Annotated in this window: 19 protein-coding genes; 5 read left to right on the forward strand and 14 right to left on the reverse strand. The window is 67.4% G+C overall.

All coding sequences use genetic code 11. The features are described from left to right. Positions 1-19: 19 nt before the first annotated feature. The 4 genes from K7G19_RS07665 to K7G19_RS07680 form a co-directional block, all read right to left on the reverse strand. Complete coding sequence (locus K7G19_RS07665) at positions 20-1,507, reverse strand: efflux transporter outer membrane subunit (protein WP_150082859.1); 1,488 nt, start codon at positions 1,505-1,507, stop codon at positions 20-22. Between the two features lie 80 nt (positions 1,508-1,587). Continuing rightward, entirely contained in the window at positions 1,588-4,788 is a 3,201-nt protein-coding gene (locus K7G19_RS07670; protein ID WP_149316374.1) for an efflux RND transporter permease subunit, read from the reverse strand. A gap of 172 nt (positions 4,789-4,960) precedes the next feature. Beyond that, positions 4,961-6,208 (reverse strand): efflux RND transporter periplasmic adaptor subunit, encoded by a 1,248-nt coding sequence (locus tag K7G19_RS07675; protein WP_149316375.1) that lies wholly within the window; start codon positions 6,206-6,208, stop codon positions 4,961-4,963. Between the two features lie 194 nt (positions 6,209-6,402). Then, the gene (locus K7G19_RS07680) at positions 6,403-7,323 is read right to left on the reverse strand and encodes an alpha/beta hydrolase (protein ID WP_149316376.1); all 921 of its coding nucleotides are present in this window, start codon (positions 7,321-7,323) and stop codon (positions 6,403-6,405) included. 316 nt (positions 7,324-7,639) lie between these two features. Here K7G19_RS07680 and K7G19_RS07685 point away from each other — a divergent pair, with 316 nt between their 5' ends. Then, the gene (locus K7G19_RS07685) at positions 7,640-8,605 is read left to right on the forward strand and encodes a LysR family transcriptional regulator (protein ID WP_226106694.1); all 966 of its coding nucleotides are present in this window, start codon (positions 7,640-7,642) and stop codon (positions 8,603-8,605) included. 96 nt (positions 8,606-8,701) lie between these two features. On the opposite strand, the gene K7G19_RS07690 is transcribed toward K7G19_RS07685, so the two are convergent. The 5 genes from K7G19_RS07690 to K7G19_RS07710 form a co-directional block, all read right to left on the reverse strand. Beyond that, complete coding sequence (locus K7G19_RS07690) at positions 8,702-8,980, reverse strand: DUF2795 domain-containing protein (RefSeq protein ID WP_149316379.1); 279 nt, start codon at positions 8,978-8,980, stop codon at positions 8,702-8,704. Next, the gene (locus K7G19_RS07695) at positions 8,977-9,297 is read right to left on the reverse strand and encodes a hypothetical protein (protein WP_149316380.1); all 321 of its coding nucleotides are present in this window, start codon (positions 9,295-9,297) and stop codon (positions 8,977-8,979) included. Before K7G19_RS07695 ends, K7G19_RS07690 begins: the two co-directional genes overlap by 4 nt. 138 nt (positions 9,298-9,435) lie before the next feature. Continuing rightward, positions 9,436-10,185, reverse strand: coding sequence for a DUF892 family protein (locus tag K7G19_RS07700; protein ID WP_149316381.1), 750 nt, complete (start codon positions 10,183-10,185; stop codon positions 9,436-9,438). A 128-nt stretch (positions 10,186-10,313) separates the two neighbouring features. After that, positions 10,314-11,489, reverse strand: coding sequence for a hypothetical protein (locus tag K7G19_RS07705; RefSeq protein ID WP_226106695.1), 1,176 nt, complete (start codon positions 11,487-11,489; stop codon positions 10,314-10,316). A 375-nt stretch (positions 11,490-11,864) separates the two neighbouring features. Beyond that, positions 11,865-13,124 (reverse strand): M20/M25/M40 family metallo-hydrolase, encoded by a 1,260-nt coding sequence (locus tag K7G19_RS07710; protein ID WP_150082916.1) that lies wholly within the window; start codon positions 13,122-13,124, stop codon positions 11,865-11,867. A 250-nt stretch (positions 13,125-13,374) separates the two neighbouring features. On the opposite strand from K7G19_RS07710, the gene K7G19_RS07715 reads away from it, so the two are divergent. Next, positions 13,375-14,520 (forward strand): GlxA family transcriptional regulator, encoded by a 1,146-nt coding sequence (locus K7G19_RS07715; protein WP_370639522.1) that lies wholly within the window; start codon positions 13,375-13,377, stop codon positions 14,518-14,520. Positions 14,521-14,613: 93 nt separating this feature from the next. Here the strand turns inward: K7G19_RS07715 and K7G19_RS07720 are convergent, their stop codons facing one another. Both K7G19_RS07720 and K7G19_RS07725 read right to left on the reverse strand, forming a co-directional pair. Continuing rightward, a complete protein-coding gene (locus K7G19_RS07720; RefSeq protein ID WP_226106696.1) occupies positions 14,614-15,351 on the reverse strand; it encodes a BON domain-containing protein in 738 nt (245 codons plus the stop codon). A gap of 143 nt (positions 15,352-15,494) precedes the next feature. Beyond that, entirely contained in the window at positions 15,495-15,920 is a 426-nt protein-coding gene (locus K7G19_RS07725) for an OsmC family protein (RefSeq protein ID WP_149316384.1), read from the reverse strand. A 201-nt stretch (positions 15,921-16,121) separates the two neighbouring features. Between K7G19_RS07725 and K7G19_RS07730 the strand changes: the two genes are divergently transcribed. Further along, complete coding sequence (locus tag K7G19_RS07730; protein ID WP_150082862.1) at positions 16,122-17,045, forward strand: LysR family transcriptional regulator; 924 nt, start codon at positions 16,122-16,124, stop codon at positions 17,043-17,045. Positions 17,046-17,445: 400 nt separating this feature from the next. Further along, positions 17,446-18,522: a porin gene (locus tag K7G19_RS07735; protein ID WP_226106697.1), complete on the forward strand. Its 1,077-nt coding sequence runs from the start codon at positions 17,446-17,448 to the stop codon at positions 18,520-18,522. 82 nt (positions 18,523-18,604) lie between these two features. Here the strand turns inward: K7G19_RS07735 and K7G19_RS07740 are convergent, their stop codons facing one another. Beyond that, a complete protein-coding gene (locus K7G19_RS07740; RefSeq protein WP_226106698.1) occupies positions 18,605-19,525 on the reverse strand; it encodes a LysR substrate-binding domain-containing protein in 921 nt (306 codons plus the stop codon). Positions 19,526-19,736: 211 nt separating this feature from the next. Here K7G19_RS07740 and K7G19_RS07745 point away from each other — a divergent pair, with 211 nt between their 5' ends. Then, positions 19,737-20,075, forward strand: coding sequence for a DUF2917 domain-containing protein (locus K7G19_RS07745; RefSeq protein WP_150082865.1), 339 nt, complete (start codon positions 19,737-19,739; stop codon positions 20,073-20,075). Positions 20,076-20,346: 271 nt separating this feature from the next. On the opposite strand, the gene K7G19_RS07750 is transcribed toward K7G19_RS07745, so the two are convergent. Continuing rightward, positions 20,347-20,649: an H-NS family nucleoid-associated regulatory protein gene (locus K7G19_RS07750; RefSeq protein WP_149316543.1), complete on the reverse strand. Its 303-nt coding sequence runs from the start codon at positions 20,647-20,649 to the stop codon at positions 20,347-20,349. A 206-nt stretch (positions 20,650-20,855) separates the two neighbouring features. Continuing rightward, the gene (locus tag K7G19_RS07755; RefSeq protein WP_226106699.1) at positions 20,856-22,256 is read right to left on the reverse strand and encodes a dihydrolipoyl dehydrogenase; all 1,401 of its coding nucleotides are present in this window, start codon (positions 22,254-22,256) and stop codon (positions 20,856-20,858) included. Positions 22,257-22,273: the final 17 nt, after the last annotated feature.

A 22,273-nucleotide genomic window follows, 5' to 3' on the forward strand; every position in this document is an offset into this window, starting at 1 on the left:
GCGATCACCCTGACCGCGATCACCGTGCCGCCGCGTCGCTCGACGCCTGCACCGGCCCCCAACCGCCGCCGAGGCTGCGCACCAGCGCCACGGTGGCGGCGGCGCGCAGGCCCGCCACCTGATTGGCCGCGCGCTGCGATTGCAGCACGGTGCGGTCCGCATCGATCACGGTCAGATAGTCGACCGCGCCGGCATCGTAGCGGCTGCGCGAGATGCGTTGCGCGCGGCGAGCCCCGGCGAGCGCGCTGTCGAGCGCGCTGGCCTGCTGCGACAGCCAGCGGACATCGGCCAGCCCATCCTCGACCTCGCGGAACGCCACCAGCACGGTCTGCCGGTAGGCAGCGACCGCTTCTTCATGCTGGGCGCGCGCCGCGGCCAGGTTGGCGCGGTTGCGGCCACCGTCGATGATCGGCGCCGCGATGGTCGAGCCGATCAGCGGGCCGAGCAGCCAGGCGCGCGAGGACCAGCGGAACAGATTCGACAGCTCGCTGGACTCGAAGCCGAACACGCCGGTCAACGAAATGCGCGGGAAGAACGCCGACTTGGCCACGCCGATGCGCGCGTTGGCCGCCGCCATCAGGCGCTCGGCCTGCGCGATGTCGGGCCGGCGCTCGAGCAGGTCTGACGGCAAGCCGGCCGGAATCGCCACCGGCGCGGCGTCGAAGGGACGTTCGGCCAGCGCGAATTGCGACGGCGGCACGCCGGTCAGCACGGCGAGCGCATGCTCCTGGTTCGCGCGACGGCGCTCGATATCGGCCAGATCCGCGCGGGCGGTGCCAAGCTCGGCCTCGGCGCGTGCGGGGTCGAGGTCGGTGGTCTCGCCGGCATCGAAACGGCGCTTGAGCAGGCGCACCGCGTCCTCGCGCAGCGCGATCGTCGCGCGCAGCAGTTGGCGCTCGGCGTCGAGCGTACGCAGCACGAAATAGGCCTGCGCAACGTCGGCCTGCAAGGTCAACTGCACCGAGCGGAACAGGTCCTCGGCCGCTTCGCCCTCGGCGCGCGCGGCACGGACGCTGTCGGCCACGCGGCCGAACAGGTCCACCTCGTAGCTGGCGATCGCACGGGCCCGCAGCACGGTGCGCGGCGACACCGGCGTGCCGTCGGGCAAACCGAGCGAGGCCGCGGACGGCTGGCTGCGCGTCGGATCGAGGCCGACGCTCAGTTGCGGATACAGGTCGGCTTCGGCCACGCCGGTGAAGGCGCGCGCCTGCTTGACGCGCGCGGCCGCCGCCGCGAGGTCCTGGTTATTGCTGTTGGCCGCGTCGATCAGCCGATCGAGTTCGGCGTCGCCGAATACCTTCCACCATTGGCCGCGTTCGACGCCCTCGGCCGGCGTCGCCACCTTCCACTGGGCGCCTTCGGCCTGCGCGGCCTCGGCCTCCTTGAAGGCCGGGGCGGTCGCGGTTTCCGGCACCTTGTAGGTCGGCGCCAGCGAGCAGCCTGCCAGCACCAGCGCGGCGGCCAGCGTGGCCAGCCGCGGCATCCACGATTGCAGGTTTGCTGTCATGTCGTTGTTCCTTGATTCTCGTTCTTTGGCTCGTTCGGTGTGCTCCCTCCCCGGGGGAGCGAGCACACCTTCACTGCGACTCAATGTTGCGGTTCAGCCAGTGCCACGCTGTTGTCGGGCTTCGGCTCCGGCGCCGGCTCGGGCTGCGCCTTGCCGCGCGTGGCCAGCTTGCGCAGCGCCACGTAGAACACCGGCGTCAGGAACAGGCCGAAGAACGTCACGCCCAGCATGCCGGCGAACACCGCCACGCCCATCGCCTGGCGCATCTCCGCGCCCGCGCCGGTCGACACCACCAGCGGCACCACGCCCATGATGAAAGCGAACGAGGTCATCAGGATCGGGCGCAGACGCAGGCGGCTCGCCTCGATCGCGGCCTGCACGATGGTGCGGCCCTGATGCTCCAGCTCGCGGGCGAACTCCACGATCAGGATCGCGTTCTTCGCCGACAAGCCCACCAGCACGATGAAGCCGATCTGCGTGAAGATGTTGTTATCCCCACCCGACAGCCACACCCCGGTCAGCGCGGCCAGCAGCGACAGCGGCACGATCAGGATCACCGCCAGCGGCAGCGTCAGGCTCTCGTACTGCGCGGCCAGCACCAGGAATACCAGCAGCACGCACAGCGGGAAAATCCACACGCCCGCATTGCCGGCCAGGATGTCCTGATAGGTCAGCTCGGTCCATTCGAACTTGATGCCCTTCGGCAGCGTCTCCGCGGCGATGCGCTCGGCCGCGGCCTGCGCCTGGCCCGAGGAGAAGCCGGGCGCCGGTCCGCCGTTCATGTCCGCGGCGGTAAAGCCGTTGTAGCGCACCACGCTGTCCGGACCGAAGCCCTGCTTGACCTGCACCATCGACGACAGCGGCACCATCTCGCCGGCGGCGTTGCGCGTCTTCAGCTGCAGGATGTCCTCGGCATGCTGGCGGTAGCTGGCATCCGCCTGCACCTTGACCTGGTAGGTACGGCCGAACTTGTTGAAGTCGTTGACGTACGCCGAACCGAGATAGGTCTGCAGCGTGTCGAACACGTCGGTCACCGGCACGCCGAGCTGCTTGGCCTTGACGCGGTCGAGCTGCACGTCGAGCTGCGGCACGTTGACCTGGTAGTTGCTGAAGATGCCCGCCAGTTCCGGCGTCGCGCGCGCCTTGGTGGCGAACGCATTGGTCGCGGCAAACAGCGCGTCATAGCCGAGCGCGGCGCGGTCCTCGATCATCAGCTTGAAGCCGCCGATGGTGCCCAGGCCCTGCACCGGGGGCGGCGGGAACACCGCGATGAACGCGTCCTGGATCGCCCCGTACTGCTGGTTCAGCTGCGCCGCGATCGCATTGCCGCTGAGGTCTTCCGACTTGCGCTCCTCGAACGGCTTGAGCGTGGCGAACACGATGCCGGCGCTCGGGCTGTTGGTAAAGCCATTGATCGACAGGCCCGGGAAGGCCACCGCCGATTCCACGCCCGGATGCTTCAGCGCGATCTCCGACATGCGGCGGATCACGTCCTCGGTCCGGTCGAGCGTCGCGCCATCGGGCAGCTTGGCGAAGCTGACCAGGTACTGCTTGTCCTGCGCCGGCACGAAGCCCTTCGGCACCATCTGGAAGATGCCCCAGGTCAGCGCCAGCATCACGGCGTAGACGCCGAACACCGCGCCCTTGCGGCGCACCACGCCCTTGACACCCTGCCCGTACCGTTCGGAGCTCGCGCCGAAGAAGCGGTTGAAGCGCTTGAAGAAGCCGCCCAGCACGCGATCCATCGCGCGCGCCAGCCAGTCCTTCGGTGCGTCATGGCTGCGCAGCAGCAGCGCGGACAGCGCCGGCGACAGCGTCAGCGAGTTGAACGCCGAGATGATCGTCGAGATCGAGATGGTCAGCGCGAACTGCTTGTAGAACTGGCCGGTCAGGCCCGTCATGAAGGCCAGCGGCACGAACACGGCGCACAGCACCAGCGCGATCGCGATGATCGGCCCGCTGACTTCGCGCATGGCCTTGTAGGTGGCCTCCTTCGGCGACAGTCCTTCCTCGATGTTGCGCTCGACGTTCTCGACCACCACGATCGCGTCGTCGACCACGATACCGATCGCCAGCACCAGGCCAAACAGCGACAGCGCGTTGATCGAGAAGCCGAACGCGTACATCAGGCCGAACGTACCGACGATCGACACCGGCACCGCCAGCAGCGGAATGATCGACGCGCGCCAGGTCTGCAGGAACAGGATCACGACCAGCACCACCAGTGCGATCGCCTCGAACAGCGTGTGCGTGACCGCCTCGATGCTGTGCCGCACGAACTGCGTCGGGTCGTAGACGATGCTGTAGTCGACGCCGTCCGGGAAGTTCTCCTTGAGCTCTTCCATGGTCTTGCGCACATCGTCGGAGATCTGGATCGCGTTCGATCCCGGCGCCTGGAAGATCGGAATCGCCACCGCCGGCTTGTTGTCGAGCAGCGAGCGCAGCGCGTATTCGGACGCGCCCAGCTCGATGCGCGCGACATCGCGCAGATAGGTCACGCCGCCGTCCGGCGAGGTGCGGACGATGATGCCGCCGAACTCTTCCTCGGTGTTCAGGCGCCCCTGCGCGTTGACGGACAGCTGCAGGTCGGTGCCCGGCAGCGACGGCGAGGCGCCGATCACGCCGGCGGCCACCTGCACGTTCTGCTCGCGGATCGCGCGCACCACGTCGCTGGCGGCGAGCTGGCGCTCGGCCATCTTCTCGGGATCGAGCCACACGCGCATCGCATAGTCGCCCGAGCCGAACAGCTGCACCTGGCCCACGCCCTGGATACGCGCCAGGCGATCCTTGACGTTGATCACCGCGTAGTTGCGCAGGTAGGTCATGTCATAGCGATCGTTCGGCGAGACCAGGTGGACCACCATGGTCAGGTCGGGCGAGCTCTTGACGGTCGTGATGCCGAGCCGGCGCACGTCCTCGGGCAGGCGCGGCTCGGCCTGCGAGACGCGGTTCTGCACCAGCTGCTGGGCCTTGTCCGGGTCGGTACCCAGCTTGAAGGTCACGGTCAGCGTCAGCAGGCCGTCGCTGTTCGACTGCGAGGACATGTACAGCATGTCCTCGACGCCGTTGATCTGCTCTTCCAGCGGCGAGGCGACGGTTTCGGCGATCACCTTCGGGTTGGCGCCCGGATACTGGGCACGCACCACGACCGACGGCGGCACGACTTCCGGATACTCGGAAATCGGCAGCTTGAACATGGCGATCGCGCCGATCAGGAAGATCAGCACCGATAGCACGCCGGCGAAGATCGGCCGGTCGATAAAGAATTTCGAGAGGTTCATGACGGGTCTCGATAAAAAAGGGAGCCCCCTGGCGGTCCGTTTTCTGGACGCCATGGAAACGCATTTGGGCGATGCAGCTGGCTGACTGGGTCAGCTCAGGATGCCGTGGCTGGCGGGGCTGGTTCTCCCTCGCCAGCCCGCGGGCGAGGCGAGAAAATCAGGCTGGCAAACGTCATCCGACCGACTCCTTCTTGGCCGGCTCCGGCTGGTTGTCCGCGCTCTTTTCGGTCGCATTGCCGCGTTCGAGCTCGCGCTTGAGCGCCATGCGCACCGGCGTCGGCGCGACCGTATCGCCCGGCCGTACGCGCTGCAGGCCGTTGACCACGATCACCTCGCCCGCCTTCAGGCCGGAGCGGATCACGCGCAGGCCGTCGTAGTTGGGCCCCATCTGGACTTCGCGATAGTTCAGCTTGTTGTCCTTGTCGACCACCAGCACGAACTTCTTGCCCTGGTCGGTGCCGATCGCACGGTCGTTGATCAGCACCGCGTCATGCGGCGCGTTGCCGCCGAGCTTGACCTTGGCGTACAGCCCCGGCAGCAGGCGTCCGTCCGGGTTGTCGAACACCGCCCGCACGCGGATCGTGCCGCTGCGCGGGTCAAGCCGGTTGTCGACCGACTGGATGCGGCCCTCGTGCGGATGGCCTTCCTCGTTGGCCAGGCCCAGATACACCGCCATGCCCTTGCCGTTGGACCCGCCCGCGGCGCCCGGCGCCGTGTAGCGCAGATAGCTCTGCTCATCGATCTCGAAGCTGGCGTACACCGGCGACACCGACACCACCGTGGTCAGCGCCGGGGCATTGGCGCCCGGGGCGACCAGATTGCCCACCGTGATCTCGGCGCGCGAGACGCGGCCGGTCACCGGCGAGGTGATGCGGGTGTAGGCCAGGTTCAGCTTGGCGGAGTCGAGCGCGGCCTGCGCGGCGCGCACGTTGGCGTTGGCCTCGCGCGCCGCATGGATGCGTTCGTCGAATTCGCGACGCGAGATCGCGTTGTCGTCCAGCAGCCGCTGCGCCCGCACCTGCTCGCTCTGCGCGTGGCTGGCGCGCACCTGCGCCGCGGCCAGCGCGGCTTCGGCGCGGGCCACCTCGGCCGCGTACGGCCGCGGGTCGATGGTGAACAGCAGATCGCCCTTCTTGACCATCGCGCCTTCGCGGAAGTGCACCGCGTCGATGGTGCCGCCGACGCGCGGACGCACCTCGACGCGGTCGATCGCCTCCAGGCGGCCCGAGAATTCGTCCCACTCGGTGATGGTCTTGCCGATGGCGGCGGCGACATCGACCGCCGCCGCGCTGGCGGCGGGGCTCGGCACGGCTTGCGCCTCGCCGGCATGCCAGGGGCGCAGGATCGAGGTCGCCAGGCCGGTGCCCAGCACGACCACGATGGCGACGGCGATCAGGCTACGTCGGGATTGCAGCTTCATTTCTTCACTCCGTTTCGGGTTTTCTTCAACCGGAAAAGCAAAAGGACGAACGCCGCCCGCCGGGCCCGTTCGGCGCCTTGCGGGTGAGCACACCCTGGGGCGCCGACGCGGGGTCCGGAGACATTCACACGCGGCTGACTTCTCGAATGGCGGCCGGCGCTAGCGCGATGAACGCTGGCGCGGCCGCAGGCACGTCACGGCGCCCAACCGGAAGGCTTGGCTGCCGGCCGGCGTTCGGCCTGTGGCGAGGCATCGTCGCTGTCCGCGAATCGTTCTCGCAGAAAGCGCGCGCCTTCATCGACCCATACCTGACATCGGTCGTGGGATGCTTCGACACCGGCGCCACAGGCGCCGGGCATGATTCGGGTTTCCGCCGCCACGCCGCGGTCGAGCAGCTTGCGTCCGAAGGCCTCGCCTTCGGGCCGCAGGGCATCGAGCTCGGCCACCTGGATCAGCGTCGGCGGCAGGCCGGCCAGGCGCATCGCATGCGCCGGCGCGGCGTAGGGGTGGACCGACGCGGCGGGCGTCGGCAGGTAATCGCGATAGCAGACGGCCATGCGCTGCAGCGTTTCCAGCGGCACGTGCGCCTGGCCGGCGCAGGAGGCGTGCTGCAGGCAGGGGTCGGTAACCGGGCGGATCAGCCATTGCGCGCGCGGCGCGGGCAGGCCGCGATCGCGCAGCATCTGCGCCACCGCAATCGCCAGATTGCCGCCGGCTTCCTCGCCGACCAGCGAGAAACGCATCTTGTCGACCTTGAGCCGGCGCGCCTGGCGCAATACCCATTCGGCGGTATTGAAGGCGTCCTCCGGCGCGGCCGGGAACGGATGGTCCGGGGCCAGCGAGTATTCGGGCGCCACCACCACGGCCGGCACTGCGCCGGCCAGCTGGCGGGTCAGATGGGCCGCCTTCTCGATGCCGCCGTCGACGAAGCTGCCGGCGTGCAGATACAGCAGCCACGGCAGCGGCGCCGGCGCCCAGGCGGTCGGATACCCGGCCGGATAGCACACGTGCACAGCGATGGTGCGCTCGCCGCTGGCGATCTCATGCCGCACCACGCGCGCCGCGGCGCCGGCCTTGGCGGGCTGGGATGCGGTGGCTTGCGTCGGTTTGGTCATGGTGTCGGTCCCGTTGCGCCGGCCGGGAACACGGCTCGACGCATGGTTTGCATGTTGCGTTGCATCGAATTATGGTGATTAACGTAGACGGGATAAAGGCGCAGTTTGCCAACGCACTATTCTGCGGATGGAATAATCGCGCCGGCCCGTGGTCTGTTCCGATAGATCGTCCCCATTCGGCGAATAACCGCTCCACTGTTGCGGTTATGCCAATGAAAGACCCTACCGTGCATACGACCGACAGAGTGAGTAAGATTCGCCCTCGCCAGCCGCGCGGCGCCGTCCGCTCGCTATGGCTTCTAATTGGACAGCCGCCATGGACCGCTTCGTCTCAATGCAAGCCTTTACCCGCGTCGTGGACGTCGGCAGTTTCGCCCGCGCGGCCGAATCGCTCGATTTGCCCAAGGCCACGCTGACGCGGCTGATCCAGAATCTGGAAACGCATCTGGGCGTCAAGCTGCTGCACCGTACCACGCGCCGGATCAGCGTGACTTCCGAAGGCGCCGCCTATTACGAGCGATGCGTGCGCATTCTGGCCGATGTCGACGAAGCCGAGCAGTCGCTGACCCATCAGAACCAGGCCCCGCGCGGCACGCTGCGCGTCGATACCGTGGGCGGGCTGGCGCGCCTGGCGCTCGTGCCCAATCTACATGAGTTCTTCGCGCGCTATCCGGACCTGAAGGTCGAACTGACCATCAATGGCAAGCCGATCGATCTGCTGAAGGAAGGCGTCGACGTGGTGATCCGCGTCGGCGATACCGTCGACGATACGATGGTGGCGCGCCGCATCGGCCAATTGCGTCTGGCGTTCTACGCGTCGCCGATTTATTTAAAGCAGCACGGCACGCCGACCACGCCCGAAGAATTGATGCAGCATCGCGCGATCAATTACCTGTCGACGCGCACCGGCCGGGAAATGCCATGGATTCTGACGCGCGGCGACGAACGCCATGAATTGCTGCTGCCGTCGGCGATCTCGACCAACGATCCGGAGGTCTATATCGGCTGTGCGCTGGAAGGACACGGCATCGCCGTCATTTCGCGCGTGATGGCGCAACCGTATCTGGAAAGCGGCCGGCTGGTCGAAATCATGGGCGACTGGCAGGAAGAGGTCATGCCGATCTCGGCCATGTATCCGCAAAACCGGAATCTGTCGGCCAAGGTGCGGGTCTTCGTCGACTGGGCCGCCGAGATATTCGCGCGCGATCCGGAAATGGGCTATGGCGATTCGTTCCCAGGCCCGCGCCCGGTCGTGGCGCCGGTGTTGGAGGCGGTGTCGTAGCACGCAGAAATCAAAAGCTGCGCACCGCCTGCCCCGAATCGCATTACGCCTGCGGCAGCTGAATACCCCGCGAAAGGCGGCGCACAGTCAATTCGCTCAATGCAGCTTGCCCAACTCCCGCGAAATCTCTGCCGGCGAATCGTAGTCGCGCTCGGGCAGTTGTTCCAGTTCGGCCATCACTTCCTCGCTGGCGCCGCCGTCGCGGGCGCGCGAGAGGATGTCGTCCTTGGTGGCGGGAAAGTCGATGCCCTTCAGGGACTTCTGCACATCGATCGGGCTCGGCTCCTCGCGTCCGCCTCCGCCATCCTTGCCACCCTGCGCGGCGCCCTTGCCGCTCGATCCGCTCTTGCCCTGGTCGGTCTGCTTCTGGGTCATTGCATGCTCCTGTGATTGCTGTTGCCCGAGCCCGGCGCCCGGGCCGGGTCGGAAGACGCCGCCGGCGTGTCGGCGCCGTCGAGCCGGGTATCGATCAGCCGCCGGCCCTCGAGCAGGCAGGCCTCGATCGCCGTGGCCGCGTTGTCGAACGCCGTGTCGACATCGGAGGCGAAGGACGTCGGCAGGTCCTGCGTCGTGGCCGCACGCGCCCCGGCCGGCAGGATCTCGCCCTGGTAGCCGTAGCGCACGCCCGCGCTGGCGCCGACCGGCACCGCGTGGGCGGCGATCAGATGGTCGCGATAGAACATTTCCTTCATGCGCTCTCCTTCAGGCGGGGGGATGCCGCGGCGCTGGCGCGGCAACCGGCGCTGGTGCTGGTGCTGGTGCTGGTGCTGGTGCTGGTGCTGGTGCTGGTGTTGGTGTTGGTGTTGGTGTTGGTGCCGGTGCGCCTCGTCTTACGTCGCTTCGGTGATGACCGCGCGCTCCAGCCACTGCCGGATCGTGGCCATGTGCTGCTCTTCCTCCGTCAGCGCCTGCTGGAACTTCTGCGCCATCTCGGTATGACCGGTCTCGGTCGCGAGCTTGATCAGCAGCTCCCAGCCGGCGTTGTCGGTCATCTCCGCGGTCAGCAGCGCATTGAGGCATTGCGCGAAGTTCGTGCGGGGATCGGCGATGGTCTGCAGCACGCCCATCGCGGTGACACCCGCCACGTCGGCGCAGGGCGTGACCGCGGTCGGGTCCGCGCCGATCGCGCGCATGGTCTCGTCGACCATCGCGAAGTGCTCGGCCTCTTCATCGTGGAAATGCATCAGCGTGCCGAGCACGTCCGGATCGACCGCGCTGGTATCCATCTCCTTGCACTTGGCGATCATCAGTTCGTAGAGGCGCGTACCGGTACGTTCGAAAGCCAGGCGCTCGCCGAGCTTGTCGATCAGCACCTCGGGACGATTGCCGGTCAGCTTGTCCACGGTCGTGCTCATCGCGCCCTTGAGCGTACCGGGCAGCGGCACCGAACCGACCGGATCGGCCGCATCAATATATTGGGCACGCATGTCGGCGGCGGGCTGCGATTCGGCTGGCACGTTCATATCGTCGATACCGCTGTCCGGCCCCATGTTTTCGGCATAACGCTCCATGGTCTCGGTGTCGATCGGCGACATCTGCGCGCCGGTGCGGTTGACGCCCATCTGGGTGGTCTGTTGCATGCGTTCTCTCCAGTTTCGGTTGTCCTGCTCGATAGTCAGGCTCGATAGTCAGGCTCGATAGTTCAAGCGATCGTTCGGCTCGGTAGTTCAGCGTGCGGGCCTCGGCAGCCGCCTCGGCAACAAACGCCTCAGGCGCTCGTGTGCATCCGCGCCAGTTCCGTGCCGGGCGTCCACACATAGCCGGCGGACACCAGCTGCGACGGCGAGCCTTCGGCATTCATCACGCGGCGGTATTCGATCGAGGCGGGGCTGTCCTTGTCGAGCGGTACGAACTCCATGCCGTTGGCGCGCAGGTCCACCTCGTCCGCGAGCACCTTGCGCACGAAATCGCGCTGGCTGGCGAAGTCGATCGGCTTGGGCAGCGGCCCGGACAAGATCTCGGCCGGATCGCGATTCTCGTGGCGCTTGAGCATTTCGCAGGCGACATGCAGATGCCCCAGCTCGTAATCGAGGAAGCGTTCCCAGATCGCCTTGATGCGCGGGTTGCTCTCCTGCTGCACGCAGCTGTAGTAGTTGTAGGCCTCCATCGCTTCGTGAATCACCCACTTCTCGATCATGCTTTCGTCGGGGTCCATCAGCGAGCCGTACTGGGTCACGTGCTGCTCCTCGATCGAGGCGATCTCGGCGTACAGCTGGCGCGCCAGCGGATCGGTGAACAGCGGCCCGATGTTCATGTAGTAGTCGTGGGTCTGGTACTCGGCCGCGGTGATCATCGCGGCGTGAATCTTGGTGATCAGCGCGGCGTTGGCGCGGTCGTAGCTCTCGCGCACGTCGTCCTGCGGCGCGCGGTGTTCGACCCAGGTCGAGCGCCCCGGCACGATGTCGGTATGGCCCTGCGTGATCGCGTTCGCGTCCTTGCCTTCGAGCCGGTCGAGCAGCGCGCTATAGCGGTACAGGTGATCGAAGTCCTCCAGCAGGCCGAAGCGATAGGCCTGCGCCTGGTAGGGATCGGGCTCGGTCTGCGCGACGGCCGCGGTGACCTCGATGGCTACCTGCTCGTAGGCGATCGTGGTCTCCAGCGGGGAATGGTCGGCGCCGATCAGCCAGTTGATCATCGTCGCCTGGTGATGCTCGACGCGGCGGATCTGCGCGAGCGGAATGCGCAATTCCCGATTGCAGCGGGACATGATGTGCTTGAGCCGCAGCGCATCGGATTCGATGCCATTCATCAGAATGATCCGGACGCGAGTGAATGCGTCGTCGTCCAGCTTGCTGATCGGCGCCTGGACCAGGTCCTTCCAAGTGAAATGTTGCTGGCCCAGCGGGCAGCCCTTGGCATCCAGCAGATCGGTCAAGGTGTCCATGGAAACTCCATTGTGGGGTGAGCGAAAGACGCCGTGCGGCATGCCGCCGGCGACGCGTTTCTTGCTCTAGCAACGGGCGTGCCGATCCCGCTGCGCGCCAGCGCAGGCCCCACGTTGTGAATCCGGAAGACAATCCCTGCACGCCTTGCAAAACTTGCGCTGGCGGCTCGCGCAGCGTTGCGCAAAAAAATGCGCCCGCCGGTTTCTTGCCGGCGGGCGCATTGGACAAGCGGTATGGCGCGGTTTTCAAGCGGAACGACTGCGAAACGGAATTGCCGCGGAATGGAATTGCCGCGGAATGGGGTTGCCGCGGAATGGGGTTGCCGTGAAATACGACTGCCGCGGAATGCGACTCCCGCGCAGTGGACTACCCCGCTATTGCTTGCCGATTTCCTGCAGCATGCGCGTCATCAGATACAGCCGCGGCACGATCGAGTCGATTTCGATGTACTCGTCGCGTGCGTGATAGCCGAACCCGGCGAGGCCAAAACTCTCCACCACGGCCGGCTTGCCCGACAGCGCGGCATAGCCGGCGTCGGTGCCGCCGCCGGTCCCCTCCGCCAGCGCGAGCGGGCGCCCGTCCAGTTCGGCGTAGATCTGCTGGGCCCGCTTCGCGAGCGCGCGGCCCTTTTCGTTGACGACAAAGGGCGGACGGCCCTCCTCCATCGACACCGTGGTATGCGTATCCGGAATCAGCCTGCTCTCGGCGACCTTGCGCTCCAGCGCGGCCTTCAGCTTCTGCGGACCGTCCTTGACCGTGGTGCGCACATCGGCGGTCGCCACCGCGACTTCGGGAATCTGGTTGCGCACGACGCCCGCCTGCGCGCCGGTCCAGTTCAGCTGCGTGCCGGGCACCGACTTGGCGATATCGCGCGTCTGCTGCAGCTGATGGGCGAGTTCGAGCAGCGCGTTGCGGCCATGCTCGGGCGCCGCGCCCGCATGCGCGGCGCGTCCCTTGACCTCCATCGTCGCACTGGCGGTGCCGCTGGCGCCGAGCAGCAGCGCCTCGGCCTTGACCACCGCCTTGGCCGCGGTCGGCTCGCACGACAGCACCACGTCGTGCTGCTCGCCGAGCGCGGCAATCAGCTCGCCCGAGCCCTCCGAGCCGATTTCCTCATCGGCGTTCAGCAGCACCGTGATGCGCGCATAGTCGCGCCAGCCGCTCGCCTGCAGGATCTCCAGCGCGTGCAGGATCACCGCAATGCCGCCCTTGTCGTCGGCGATGCCCGGCCCGTACAGCTTGTTGCCATCCTGCCGGATCGGCTGCGTGGCCAGCGTGTTGGGAGGATAGATGGTGTCCATATGCGCGATCAGCATGATGCGGGCCTTGCCGTTGCCCGTCAGCGTCGCCTTGACGATCGGACTGTCCCCGCTCTTCGGCTTGACGCGCTCGACGGTCGCACCCAGCGCCGCGAGCCGCTTCTCGGCATACGCCGCCATCTGCGCCAGTCCCGCCGCGTTGCGGCTGCCCGATTCGATCGACACCATTTCCTTCAGCGATTCGATCAGTTTCGGCTGCGCGGCGCGCGCTGCCTCGAACAGCGTCGCGTCGGGCGCGGCCTGCACCGCACTGGTGGCGGCGGCGGTGCAGACGAACAGCGCGGCCGCGGCGAGGCGGCGTACGGCGGGGGGCAGACGTGGCTGCATGAAGTCTCCTGGTGAGGGCCCGGGGTAGGAATGTCGTGGCGGCAAGGGCCGCCTTGTGCCGGGAGTCAATCCGGGATGCTAGGGCTTGTCCGTCGCACAGGGGAGGACCAATATCGCCATTTCTGATGCCGATCCCGCCAAGTCCGTGTCCCGCCCGCCCTGCCAAGACGAAGATGCTGCCGCACACGATTTCCCCGAACTCGGCCTGCTGCCGGCGACGGATCGCCCCGCGCCCGAGCTGCATGTGCGGCTGCTGTGGCTGCCCCACGCCATGCCGGGCTCGCTGTTTGCCGCGCTCGACGTGCTGCGCACGGCCAGCGGCATCGCGCAATTGCAGCGCCCCGGCCGCGATTGCGGCCTCAGCTGGCAGGTGATCGGGGAAACGGGACGCGCGCTGCCGATGCCGGTACCGGGGCTGGCCCGGGCGCGCCGGCGCTCGCGCCCGGCGGAGCGCGGGGACAAGCGCGGGGACAAGCGCGGGGACAAGCGCGGGGACAAGGGCGCGGACAAGCGCGCCGTCGAACGCGCTGTCGAACCCCCTCCCCAGCCTGCCGAAGCGCATTCACTGCTGGTGATCCCCGGGGTGATGGCCCGCAACGCCCCGCATCTGGGCGAGCTGTTCGAACAGCAGCGCGCGGTGCTCAGGCTGGTGGAGCGGCATGCGCAGGCGGGCGGCTGGATCGCCGCGTCCTTCAACGGCATCGCCTATGCCGCGGAACTCGGCCTGCTCGACGGCGCCCGCGTGAGCGCGCCGTGGCTGTACCAAAGCTGGATGGCGCGCCGCTATCCGCTGTGCGACTTCGCGCACGACGAGCCGATGGGCGTGCACGGGCGCGTCTTCCACAGCGTGGCGCCGGCTCTGCAGACCGAATTCATGCTGCGCGTGCTGGGCCATCTGCACGATCCCGACCTGGCCCAGGCCAGCGCGCGCGTGCTGCTGTTGCAGGCCGAACGCCAGCAGCTGACACCGGCGCTGACGGCGCAGCGCTGGCTCACGCCCACGGCGGACAGCCCGGTGTTCCGCGCCAAGCGCTGGCTGCAGGACCATATCGGCGCGCCATACCGGCTGGCCGAAGTGGCCCGCGCCGCCGCGGTCAGCGAGCGGACCTTGCTGCGGCATTTCCGCCAGGTCACCGGCGCGACGCCGCTGGCCTATCTGCATGCGCTGCGGATCGAACGCGCGAAGACGCTGCTGGAGGTATCGCTGCACGGCACGCAGGCGATCGCCGAAGCGTGCGGCTACAGCGATGCGGCGACCTTCCGGCGGCTGTTCCAGCGCGCGACGGGAATGTCGATGTCGCACTATCGCGCCCGCTACGCGCTGCGGGCGCGGCGCCGCTATTGGCGCGTGGAGGACGCGCTGCGCGAAGGCGCCGCGGCCTGAAGGACCGGGGCCCCGGGGCCCGGGGGCGGGGGCCAGGGCCCGGGGCGAGAAACAGCACAAACCCTTCGGCAGCGCTTCTCGCGCGTTCGGACGTCAGACGGCGTCGGGCCGGCGCTCGATCCGGTTGACCACGTCCTCGACGCCCTGCAGATACCAGGCATCGCGTTCGGCCTGGCGGCGCGCGCCCTCGCCCGCATAGCCCTCCAGCGTGACCACGCGGTTTTCGGTGCGGATGACGATCTGGTCCGCATTGACCAGCGGGTCCGACTCGAGCACCAGGCGCAGCGCCTCGGTGATCTCCTCGTCGTTGTCGCGCTCGGCCGGCGCGATCTCCAGCTCATTGACCACGCACTGGCAGCCGGGCGACCACCAGGCCAGCACGCCGGCCAGGCGCATATGGGAAAGGCTGATCACCTGTCCGCGCAGGGTCACGATGCCATCGACGGTATTGACCTCGATCCAGCCGCTGCGCTCGCCGACCGCCTCGCGCAGCGTTTCCAGCCGGCCCTTGGCATGCACGCAAATCTTGCAACTGCGGAAATCCACCGCCTGCAGCAGTCGCTGGCAGACGGCATTGCGCAGCTCGCCATCGCCTGCGGGCGCGGCGCCGTTGGCCACGCGTAGATGGTCGATCACGCACGATACGCCGTCGATCTTGCGCATCCGGGCCGCGGCCCGCGTCTTGGCGACGATATCCGGCACGTCGCCCTCGAGGATCAGAGCGCCGTCGGACAGGCGCAGATTGATGGTGGGATGGAGATGCTGGCCGTGGAACGGCAGATTGGCCAGCGCCGCGCGGGCCTGCGTGAGCACCGCTTCGCTGCTCTGCATGATGTTGCCTCCTGAGGTGGCGGGCAGCAGCGCCGGATGGCGGGGCGCTGCGCCCTGTCCATTATAGAAAGCGCGTTTCGCGCCCGGTTCCCGCGAATCTCGCCGCCGGGCCATGTTGGCGCGGCACGGCGGCGGACCCGGCCTCAGGCATTCAGGGTGGCATTCATCGTGATCGGCGCCTTCATCAGCTTGGACACCGGGCAGTTCTCCTTGGCGGTCTGCGCGCACTTGTCGAAGGCGGCCTGGTCCGCGCCGGGGATGCGCACCGCCACGTCGAGATGGATGGCCGTGATACTGAAGCCGCCGCCTTCCTTTTCCAGCGTCACGGTGGCCTTGGTGTCGATGCTGTCCGGCACCATGCCCGCCTCGCCGAGGATCAGCGACAGGGCCATCGAAAAGCAGCCGGCATGCGCGGCGCCGATCAGTTCCTCGGGGTTGGTGCCGGGGCCGCCCTCGAAGCGCGCCTTGAAGCCGTATGGCGCATCCTTGAGCACGCCGCTCTGGGTCGAGATCGTGCCGCCGCCGTCCTTGATGCCGCCTTGCCATCTTGCCGATCCAGTCTTCTGCATAGCCATGCGCTCCGTCGAAGTTGTTACAGATCAAGGGCCGGCCGCGCACCGTCCGGACCGACCCAACCACGTCCCACAATAGGACGCGAACGGACGATCGGCCAGCGCATGGCCGCATTCGCCGTGTTGTCCGTCGGACGCACAGGGTGCGCACGATCCTTGCTAAGCAGTGATCGTTCCGTTTCCTGCTGCCCCGAGCCGATGCTTCACCCTCCCCGCGTCTATCTGTACCTCGACACCGTGGCCCGCTGCGGCTCGATCCGCAAGGCGGCCGAACAGCTGCATGTCGCATCCACCGCGCTGAACCGCAAGATTCTCGAGGTGGAACAGCAGATCGGCACGCCGCTGTTCGAGCGGCTGCCGCGCGGCGTGCGCCTGACGTCGGCCGGCGAGGTCCTGGTGGCCACGATCCGGCGCAGCCTGGCCGACCTGGACGCGGCCGCGGCGCAGATGGCGCAACTGCGCGGGCTGGTGCGCGGCTCGGTGCGGATCGCGTCGGCGGAGTCGGTGGCAACCGATTTCCTGCCCGATGCGATCGGCCGCTATCAGGCGCGCCATCGCGGCGTGCAATTCCATGTGGCGATCGGCGGCACCGATGCCCTGATGGATGCGCTGAAGCAGGACGACGCCGACCTGCTGCTCGCGCACGATCCGCCTGCCAGTCCGCTGCTACAGGAGCTGGCGGCCGCGCCGCAGCCGTTCTGCGCGATGATGCGGCCGGACCATCCGCTCGCGGCCCGGCGCACGCTGCGGCTGGCCGACTGCGCGGCGTTTCCGGTCGCCCTCGGTCCGGCCAACTTTGCCAGCCGCCGGCTGATCGAGGCCATTGCCGCGCGCAATCGGCTGCATCTGTCGGTGATGCTCGAGGCGACCACGGTCGAGACGCTGAAGGGTTTCGTCCGGCAGACCGATGCGATCTGCTTCCAGTTCCATGCCGGCACGCTGCGCGAAACGCGGCAGGGCACGCTGACCGCGGTGCCGCTGAGCGATCCGGAACTGGCGCTGGGCCGGCTGGTGCTGGCCACGCGCAAGGGCCGCGCGTTGCCGCCGGCCGCGGCCGCATTCGCCGAACATCTGAAGACCGCCATCGGGGCGCTGCACCCGCCGTTGACGTTGGTCGCGTAGTGGCCGGCCGGTATCCGCTCGACAGCCCCTCGGTGGCCGCTCATTGGCCGCTCATTGGCCGCTCATTGGCCGCTCATTGGTGGCTGCCCATTGGCCGCTCATTGGCCGTTCATTTGGCACTCGGTAACCGCGTAGCCTCGGTAGCCGCGTAGCGCCCGGCGTCGGCTCTGCGCGCCAATCCGGCTGCACCGTCCTTGCCCCGGCACCGCACACATTTTGCGCTCGCGTCGCGCGAAAAATGATGGTGGTCGGTCCCGCCCGATTTCCGCACACTGGTCCGAACGCCCCGTCCTACGGCCGAGCCAGCCGAGCGGGGCCGACGCGCACGATCACGGCGACGTCACGACAAAAACATCACAACGAAGCACGAGAGAAATCAGGGTCAACGATGGAGGTTTGCATGACAACAACGAAATTCGGGCCGGCGCGCGCGCTGGCGGCCGCCATGGCGGCATTGGCAAGCGGGGGCGTGCTGGCGCAGTCCAGCGTGACGCTATACGGGCAGGTCGACACCTACGTCGGCAGCAACAAGGCGGTCGGCGGCGATCGCGCCTATGTGCTGGGCGCCGGCGGCATGCAGACCTCCTACTGGGGCATCAAGGGCACCGAGGACCTGGGCAACGGCCTGAAGGCGATCTTCGACCTGAACGGCTTCTATCGCGCCGACGGCGGCCGCGCGGGCCGCTTCGATGCTGACGGCATGTTCACGCGCAGCGCCTACGTCGGGCTGCAGAGCGACAGGGCCGGCACTCTCCGGCTCGGGCGCAATACCACGCCCTATTTCCTGTCGACGATCCTGTTCAATCCGCTGGTCGATTCGTACCACTTCTCGCCGACCATCTTCCACACCTATGTCAGCAGCAATGGCGGCACGGTCTACGATCCGGGCATCGTCGGCGATTCGGGCTGGAGCAATTCGCTGGTCTATTCGTCGCCGAAGTTCGGCGGGCTCAGCTTCAACGCGATCTACGCCTTCGGCGAGCAGGCCGGCGACAACGGCAAGAACAAGTGGGGCGGCAACGTGCTGTACTTCAACGGCCCGTTTGCCGCGACCGTCGCCTTCCAGCAGGTCAAGTTCCACAACACGCCGGGCGACGTGACCTCGCCGGCCGCGATGGTGGGTTTTCGCAAGCAGAACGCCGTGCAGGCCGGCCTGAGCTACGACTTCAAGGTGGTCAAGCTGTTCGCGCAGGGCCAGCACATCCGCTCCGACATCGACAGCGCGACCGGCGACATCAAGCACACGAACGGGCAGATCGGCGCGTCGGTGCCGATCGGCGCGGGCAGCCTGCTGCTGTCGTATGCCTACGGCAAGGTCAAGAACGAGGTCGCCGACGTCGAGCGCAACACCGCGGCGGTGGCCTACGACTACAACCTGTCAAAGCGCACCGACGTCTATGTCGCCTATTACTACGAAAAGGTCGGCGGCCTGTCCCACGGCAACAACTACGGGGTCGGCGTGCGCCATCGCTTCTGATCGCCCGGTGTCGCCGGTGTCGCCGGTGTCGCCGGTGTCGCCGGTGTCATCGGTGTCGGCCGGGAGCGCGCGGCGCCTGTCGTCAACCGGTGACGTCGCGCGTCAGTTCGCGCGTCAACCAGGCCTCGAAACGGTGCACCGCGGGCCGTGCCTGTGCATGGTCCGCGGTCACGACCTGGTATTCCATGCCGTCGATTCCGGCATCCGGCAGTACCACCTGCAGCTCGCCGCGGGCGAGCAGCGGCAGGATCAGCGGCGTGCGGCCGATCGCGACGCCCGCGCCTTCCGCGGCCGCGGCGACGACGTGCTCGTAGCGCGACAAATACAGGCACGGCTGGCTGGCCACCGGCGTCAGGCCCAGGCGGCGATACCACTCGCCCCACGACATCCAGCCAAAGCGCGCATTCGGATCGTGATAGACCAGCAGCGTCGCGGCACGGATGTCGTCCGCCCGATGAATGCGCGCGGCGACCTGTGGCGCCGCCACCAGCATCAGCCGTTCGCGCAGCAGCGCGGTGGGGGCCTGCCCCGGCTGGCTCAGCCGGATCGCCAGGTCGAAGCCATCCCTGTCCAGATTGGCGATCGCCTCCGAGGCGTCGATGCGCACGTCGATCTCCGGCGCCTCCGCCTGGAACCGCGCCAGGCGTGGCACCAGCCAAAGCGAGGCAAATGACGGGGTGGTGGTGACGGAGATCGCGCTGCGCTCCGGTGCGATCAGGCGCTCGACAGTGCCGGCCAGCTGTTCGATGGCCTCCCTGGCGGCCTGCTGCAGCAGGCGTCCCTCGGGCGTCAGCGACAAGCCCTTGGCCCCGCGCAGGAACAGCGGCACGCCGAGCGCGTCCTCCAGGCTCTTGATCTGCTTGCTGATGGCCGACTGCGTCAGGCACAACTCGTCGGCTGCGGCGGTAAAGCTCAAATGCCGCGCCGCGCTGTCGAATCCGCGCAGCGCATCCAGCGACATCGCGCGCAGGGCCTGGGAAGCGGCCTGGCTGATTGGCGTCATGGCGGGCTGATGTGGAAAAACGCGCGACCAAATGCGCGGACAGAGGCGCGGACCGAAGCCGATAGGGATATGGCCCCGATGGCGTTGTCATCGGCGGTGGCCATGATCCGCCGGAATACCGGGGATGACGAAACATCCGGCCAGCGAATCAGGCGGGTGGCCACAATGACAAGGCGCCCTTTCCCGATGCGGGGCACGCCAGGAGACTGCCATGCATGCATTCGCTGAACTCGACGGAATGGATGGGACCGACCGGATCGGCAGGATGGGTCTAATTGGCCGGATTGGCCGCATTGGCACCGAACCGCTTCGGCTGGTGATCGGCCAAGGATACACCGTCGTTTGCCTGCAAGGCGCGGTATGGCTGACCTGCGAATCGGAGGATCGCGCCGAAGCGGCGCAGGATATCGTATTGGCGTGCGGCGAGCGTTTCGATGCGCGGCGCACCGTTACCGTTATCGTTTCGGCAATTCGGCGGCGGCCGGCCCGTATTGCGTTGACCCGGCGCAATACGGAGGATCGGCTCGATTGTAAGAAAAGACTTAATTGAGTGCCGTCAATGTCTTGCACATTGTCTTGTCGCAATGTCTTCTTGCAAGCAGACTTGGCGGAACCGGTGCAAAGCGCGGGAATTCCCGCAAAAGACCAATGGGTATGCTGGCGCCCGTGGATCGGCTATCGCACAGAATCGCAGGCGGGCCGGCGGCAAATCGCATCCCCTGGCAGGACATCGGCCGCGTCGGATATTGCGATTCGACGCATTACCGTTCGCGAAATGCAATAACGCACGACCTTACACGCCCGGACTTACACGCACGACCTTACTCGGCGATCAGGAAGCGATCGCGATTCTTGCCCAGCCATGCCGGTGCGCGGCCGCGGCCGGACCAGGTCTTGCCGGTCTTGGGATCGCGGTATTTGGCCGGCGCCGGCGTACCCGAGCGTCCCGCCGATTTGCGAGGACGGCCACGGCGGCGCGGTGCCAGATCCTCGGCCGTCAAACCGTAATCCTCCATCAGCTGCTGGATCTGGGCGATCACCGTCGCCACTTCGGTTTGCCTGGCTTCCTCAAGTTGCGCTTCGAGTTTTTCCTTTTCTGCCAGTAATTGTTTGTAAGTCGCCATCGTCATTCCTTGCCAGTTGTAGGGTGCCGTTATGCTAGCTCACGGTTATGTGCGCGTCACTATAAAAAATGTAATCCAATAAGACAGAATCACAATATTCGGCAATTACATAATAATGCGCACCCCCGCAATGTCGAGGCGGGGATGCGCGGCAAGCCGCATAACGGCAATGGCAAGGAACGCCGCCACGGCGGCATTTAACCGGCTCAGGCGCGCAGCCGGGCCTGTGCGTCGCGCAACGCGGTGCGCAATCCTTCTTCGATCACGGGGTGATAGAACGGCATCGCCAGCATCTGATCGACGGTCAATTGCTGCTGATAGGCCCATGCCAGCAGATGGGCGATATGTTCGGCGCGTGGCCCGATCCATTCCGCACCGAGAAAACGCCCGCTCGCCTTGTCGGCATAGACATGCATCAGCCCGCGATTCTTCAGCATCACGCGGCTGCGCCCCTGGTCCTCGAAGCTGACCTCGCCGGTGACGAAGCTGTCGGCCGGCAAGTCGGCATAACGCTGGCCGACCATGGCCAGTTGCGGATCGGCGAACACCACCGCGATCGGCGCACGGCGCGGCACCGGCGAGACCTGCGGCCAGGCGGCGGCATTCTCGCCGGCGCTCTTGCCCTCGTCGGCGGCCTCGTGCAGCAGCGGCAGGACATCGTTGGCGTCGCCAGCGATGAAGACCGGCGCCGAGCCGCATTGCAGCGTGGCAGGGTCGAACACGGGCACGCCGCGCTCGTCCAGCTCCAGCCCGGTGTTTTCCAGGCCCAGATTGCGCACGTTGGGCTGGCGGCCGGTGGCGGCCAGCACATAGTCGAAGCGCTCGGTGACCGCATTGCCGTCGCGGTCGATGAACGAGATCACCGCCTCGTCGCCTTCGCGCGCCATGTCCGTGACCTTGGCATCCGGGTCCAGATAGAACTCCTGCTGGAAGGCCTGGGCGGCATAGGCGCGAATCGCCGGGTCGGTCAGCGGACCGACGCCACCGCGCACGCCGAACACGCGCACATGCACGCCGAGCCGCGACAGCGCCTGGCCCAGTTCGAGGCCGATCACGCCGGGGCCGAACACGGCCACGCGGCGCGGCAGGTCCTGCCAGTCGAAGACGTCGTCGTTGACCACCAGCCGGTCGCCGAACACGCGGAAGGGCTGCGGCACGGCCGGGCTCGAGCCGGTGGCGATGACCACGCGGCCGGCGCGAACCACGGTGCCGTCGGCATCGTCGCCGACCTGCAGCACCGTGTTGTCGATGAAGCGGGCATGGCCGCGCAGACGGTCCTGCTCGGGAATATTGTCGACGCCACGGACCACGAAGCCGACGAAGCGATCGCGCTCGCGCCGCACGCGGTCCATCACCTCGCGGCCATCGATGCGGATCTGTCCATCGACATGGACCCCGAACGGCGCGGTATGGCGCAGCTCGTGCGCGGCCTCGGCCGCCGCGATCAACAGCTTCGACGGCATGCAGCCGACGCGCGCGCAGGTGGTGCCGTATTCCCCGCCTTCGATGATCACGGCCCGCTTGCCGGCGGCCTTGGCGGCGCGATAGGCCGCAAGGCCGGCGGTGCCTGCGCCGATCACGGCGATGTCGGTGACGATGGTTTGCATGGCGAAATTCCTGTTCG

This window comes from Cupriavidus sp. DB3 (genome assembly GCF_020418465.1).
Lineage (GTDB): Bacteria > Pseudomonadota > Gammaproteobacteria > Burkholderiales > Burkholderiaceae > Cupriavidus > Cupriavidus cauae.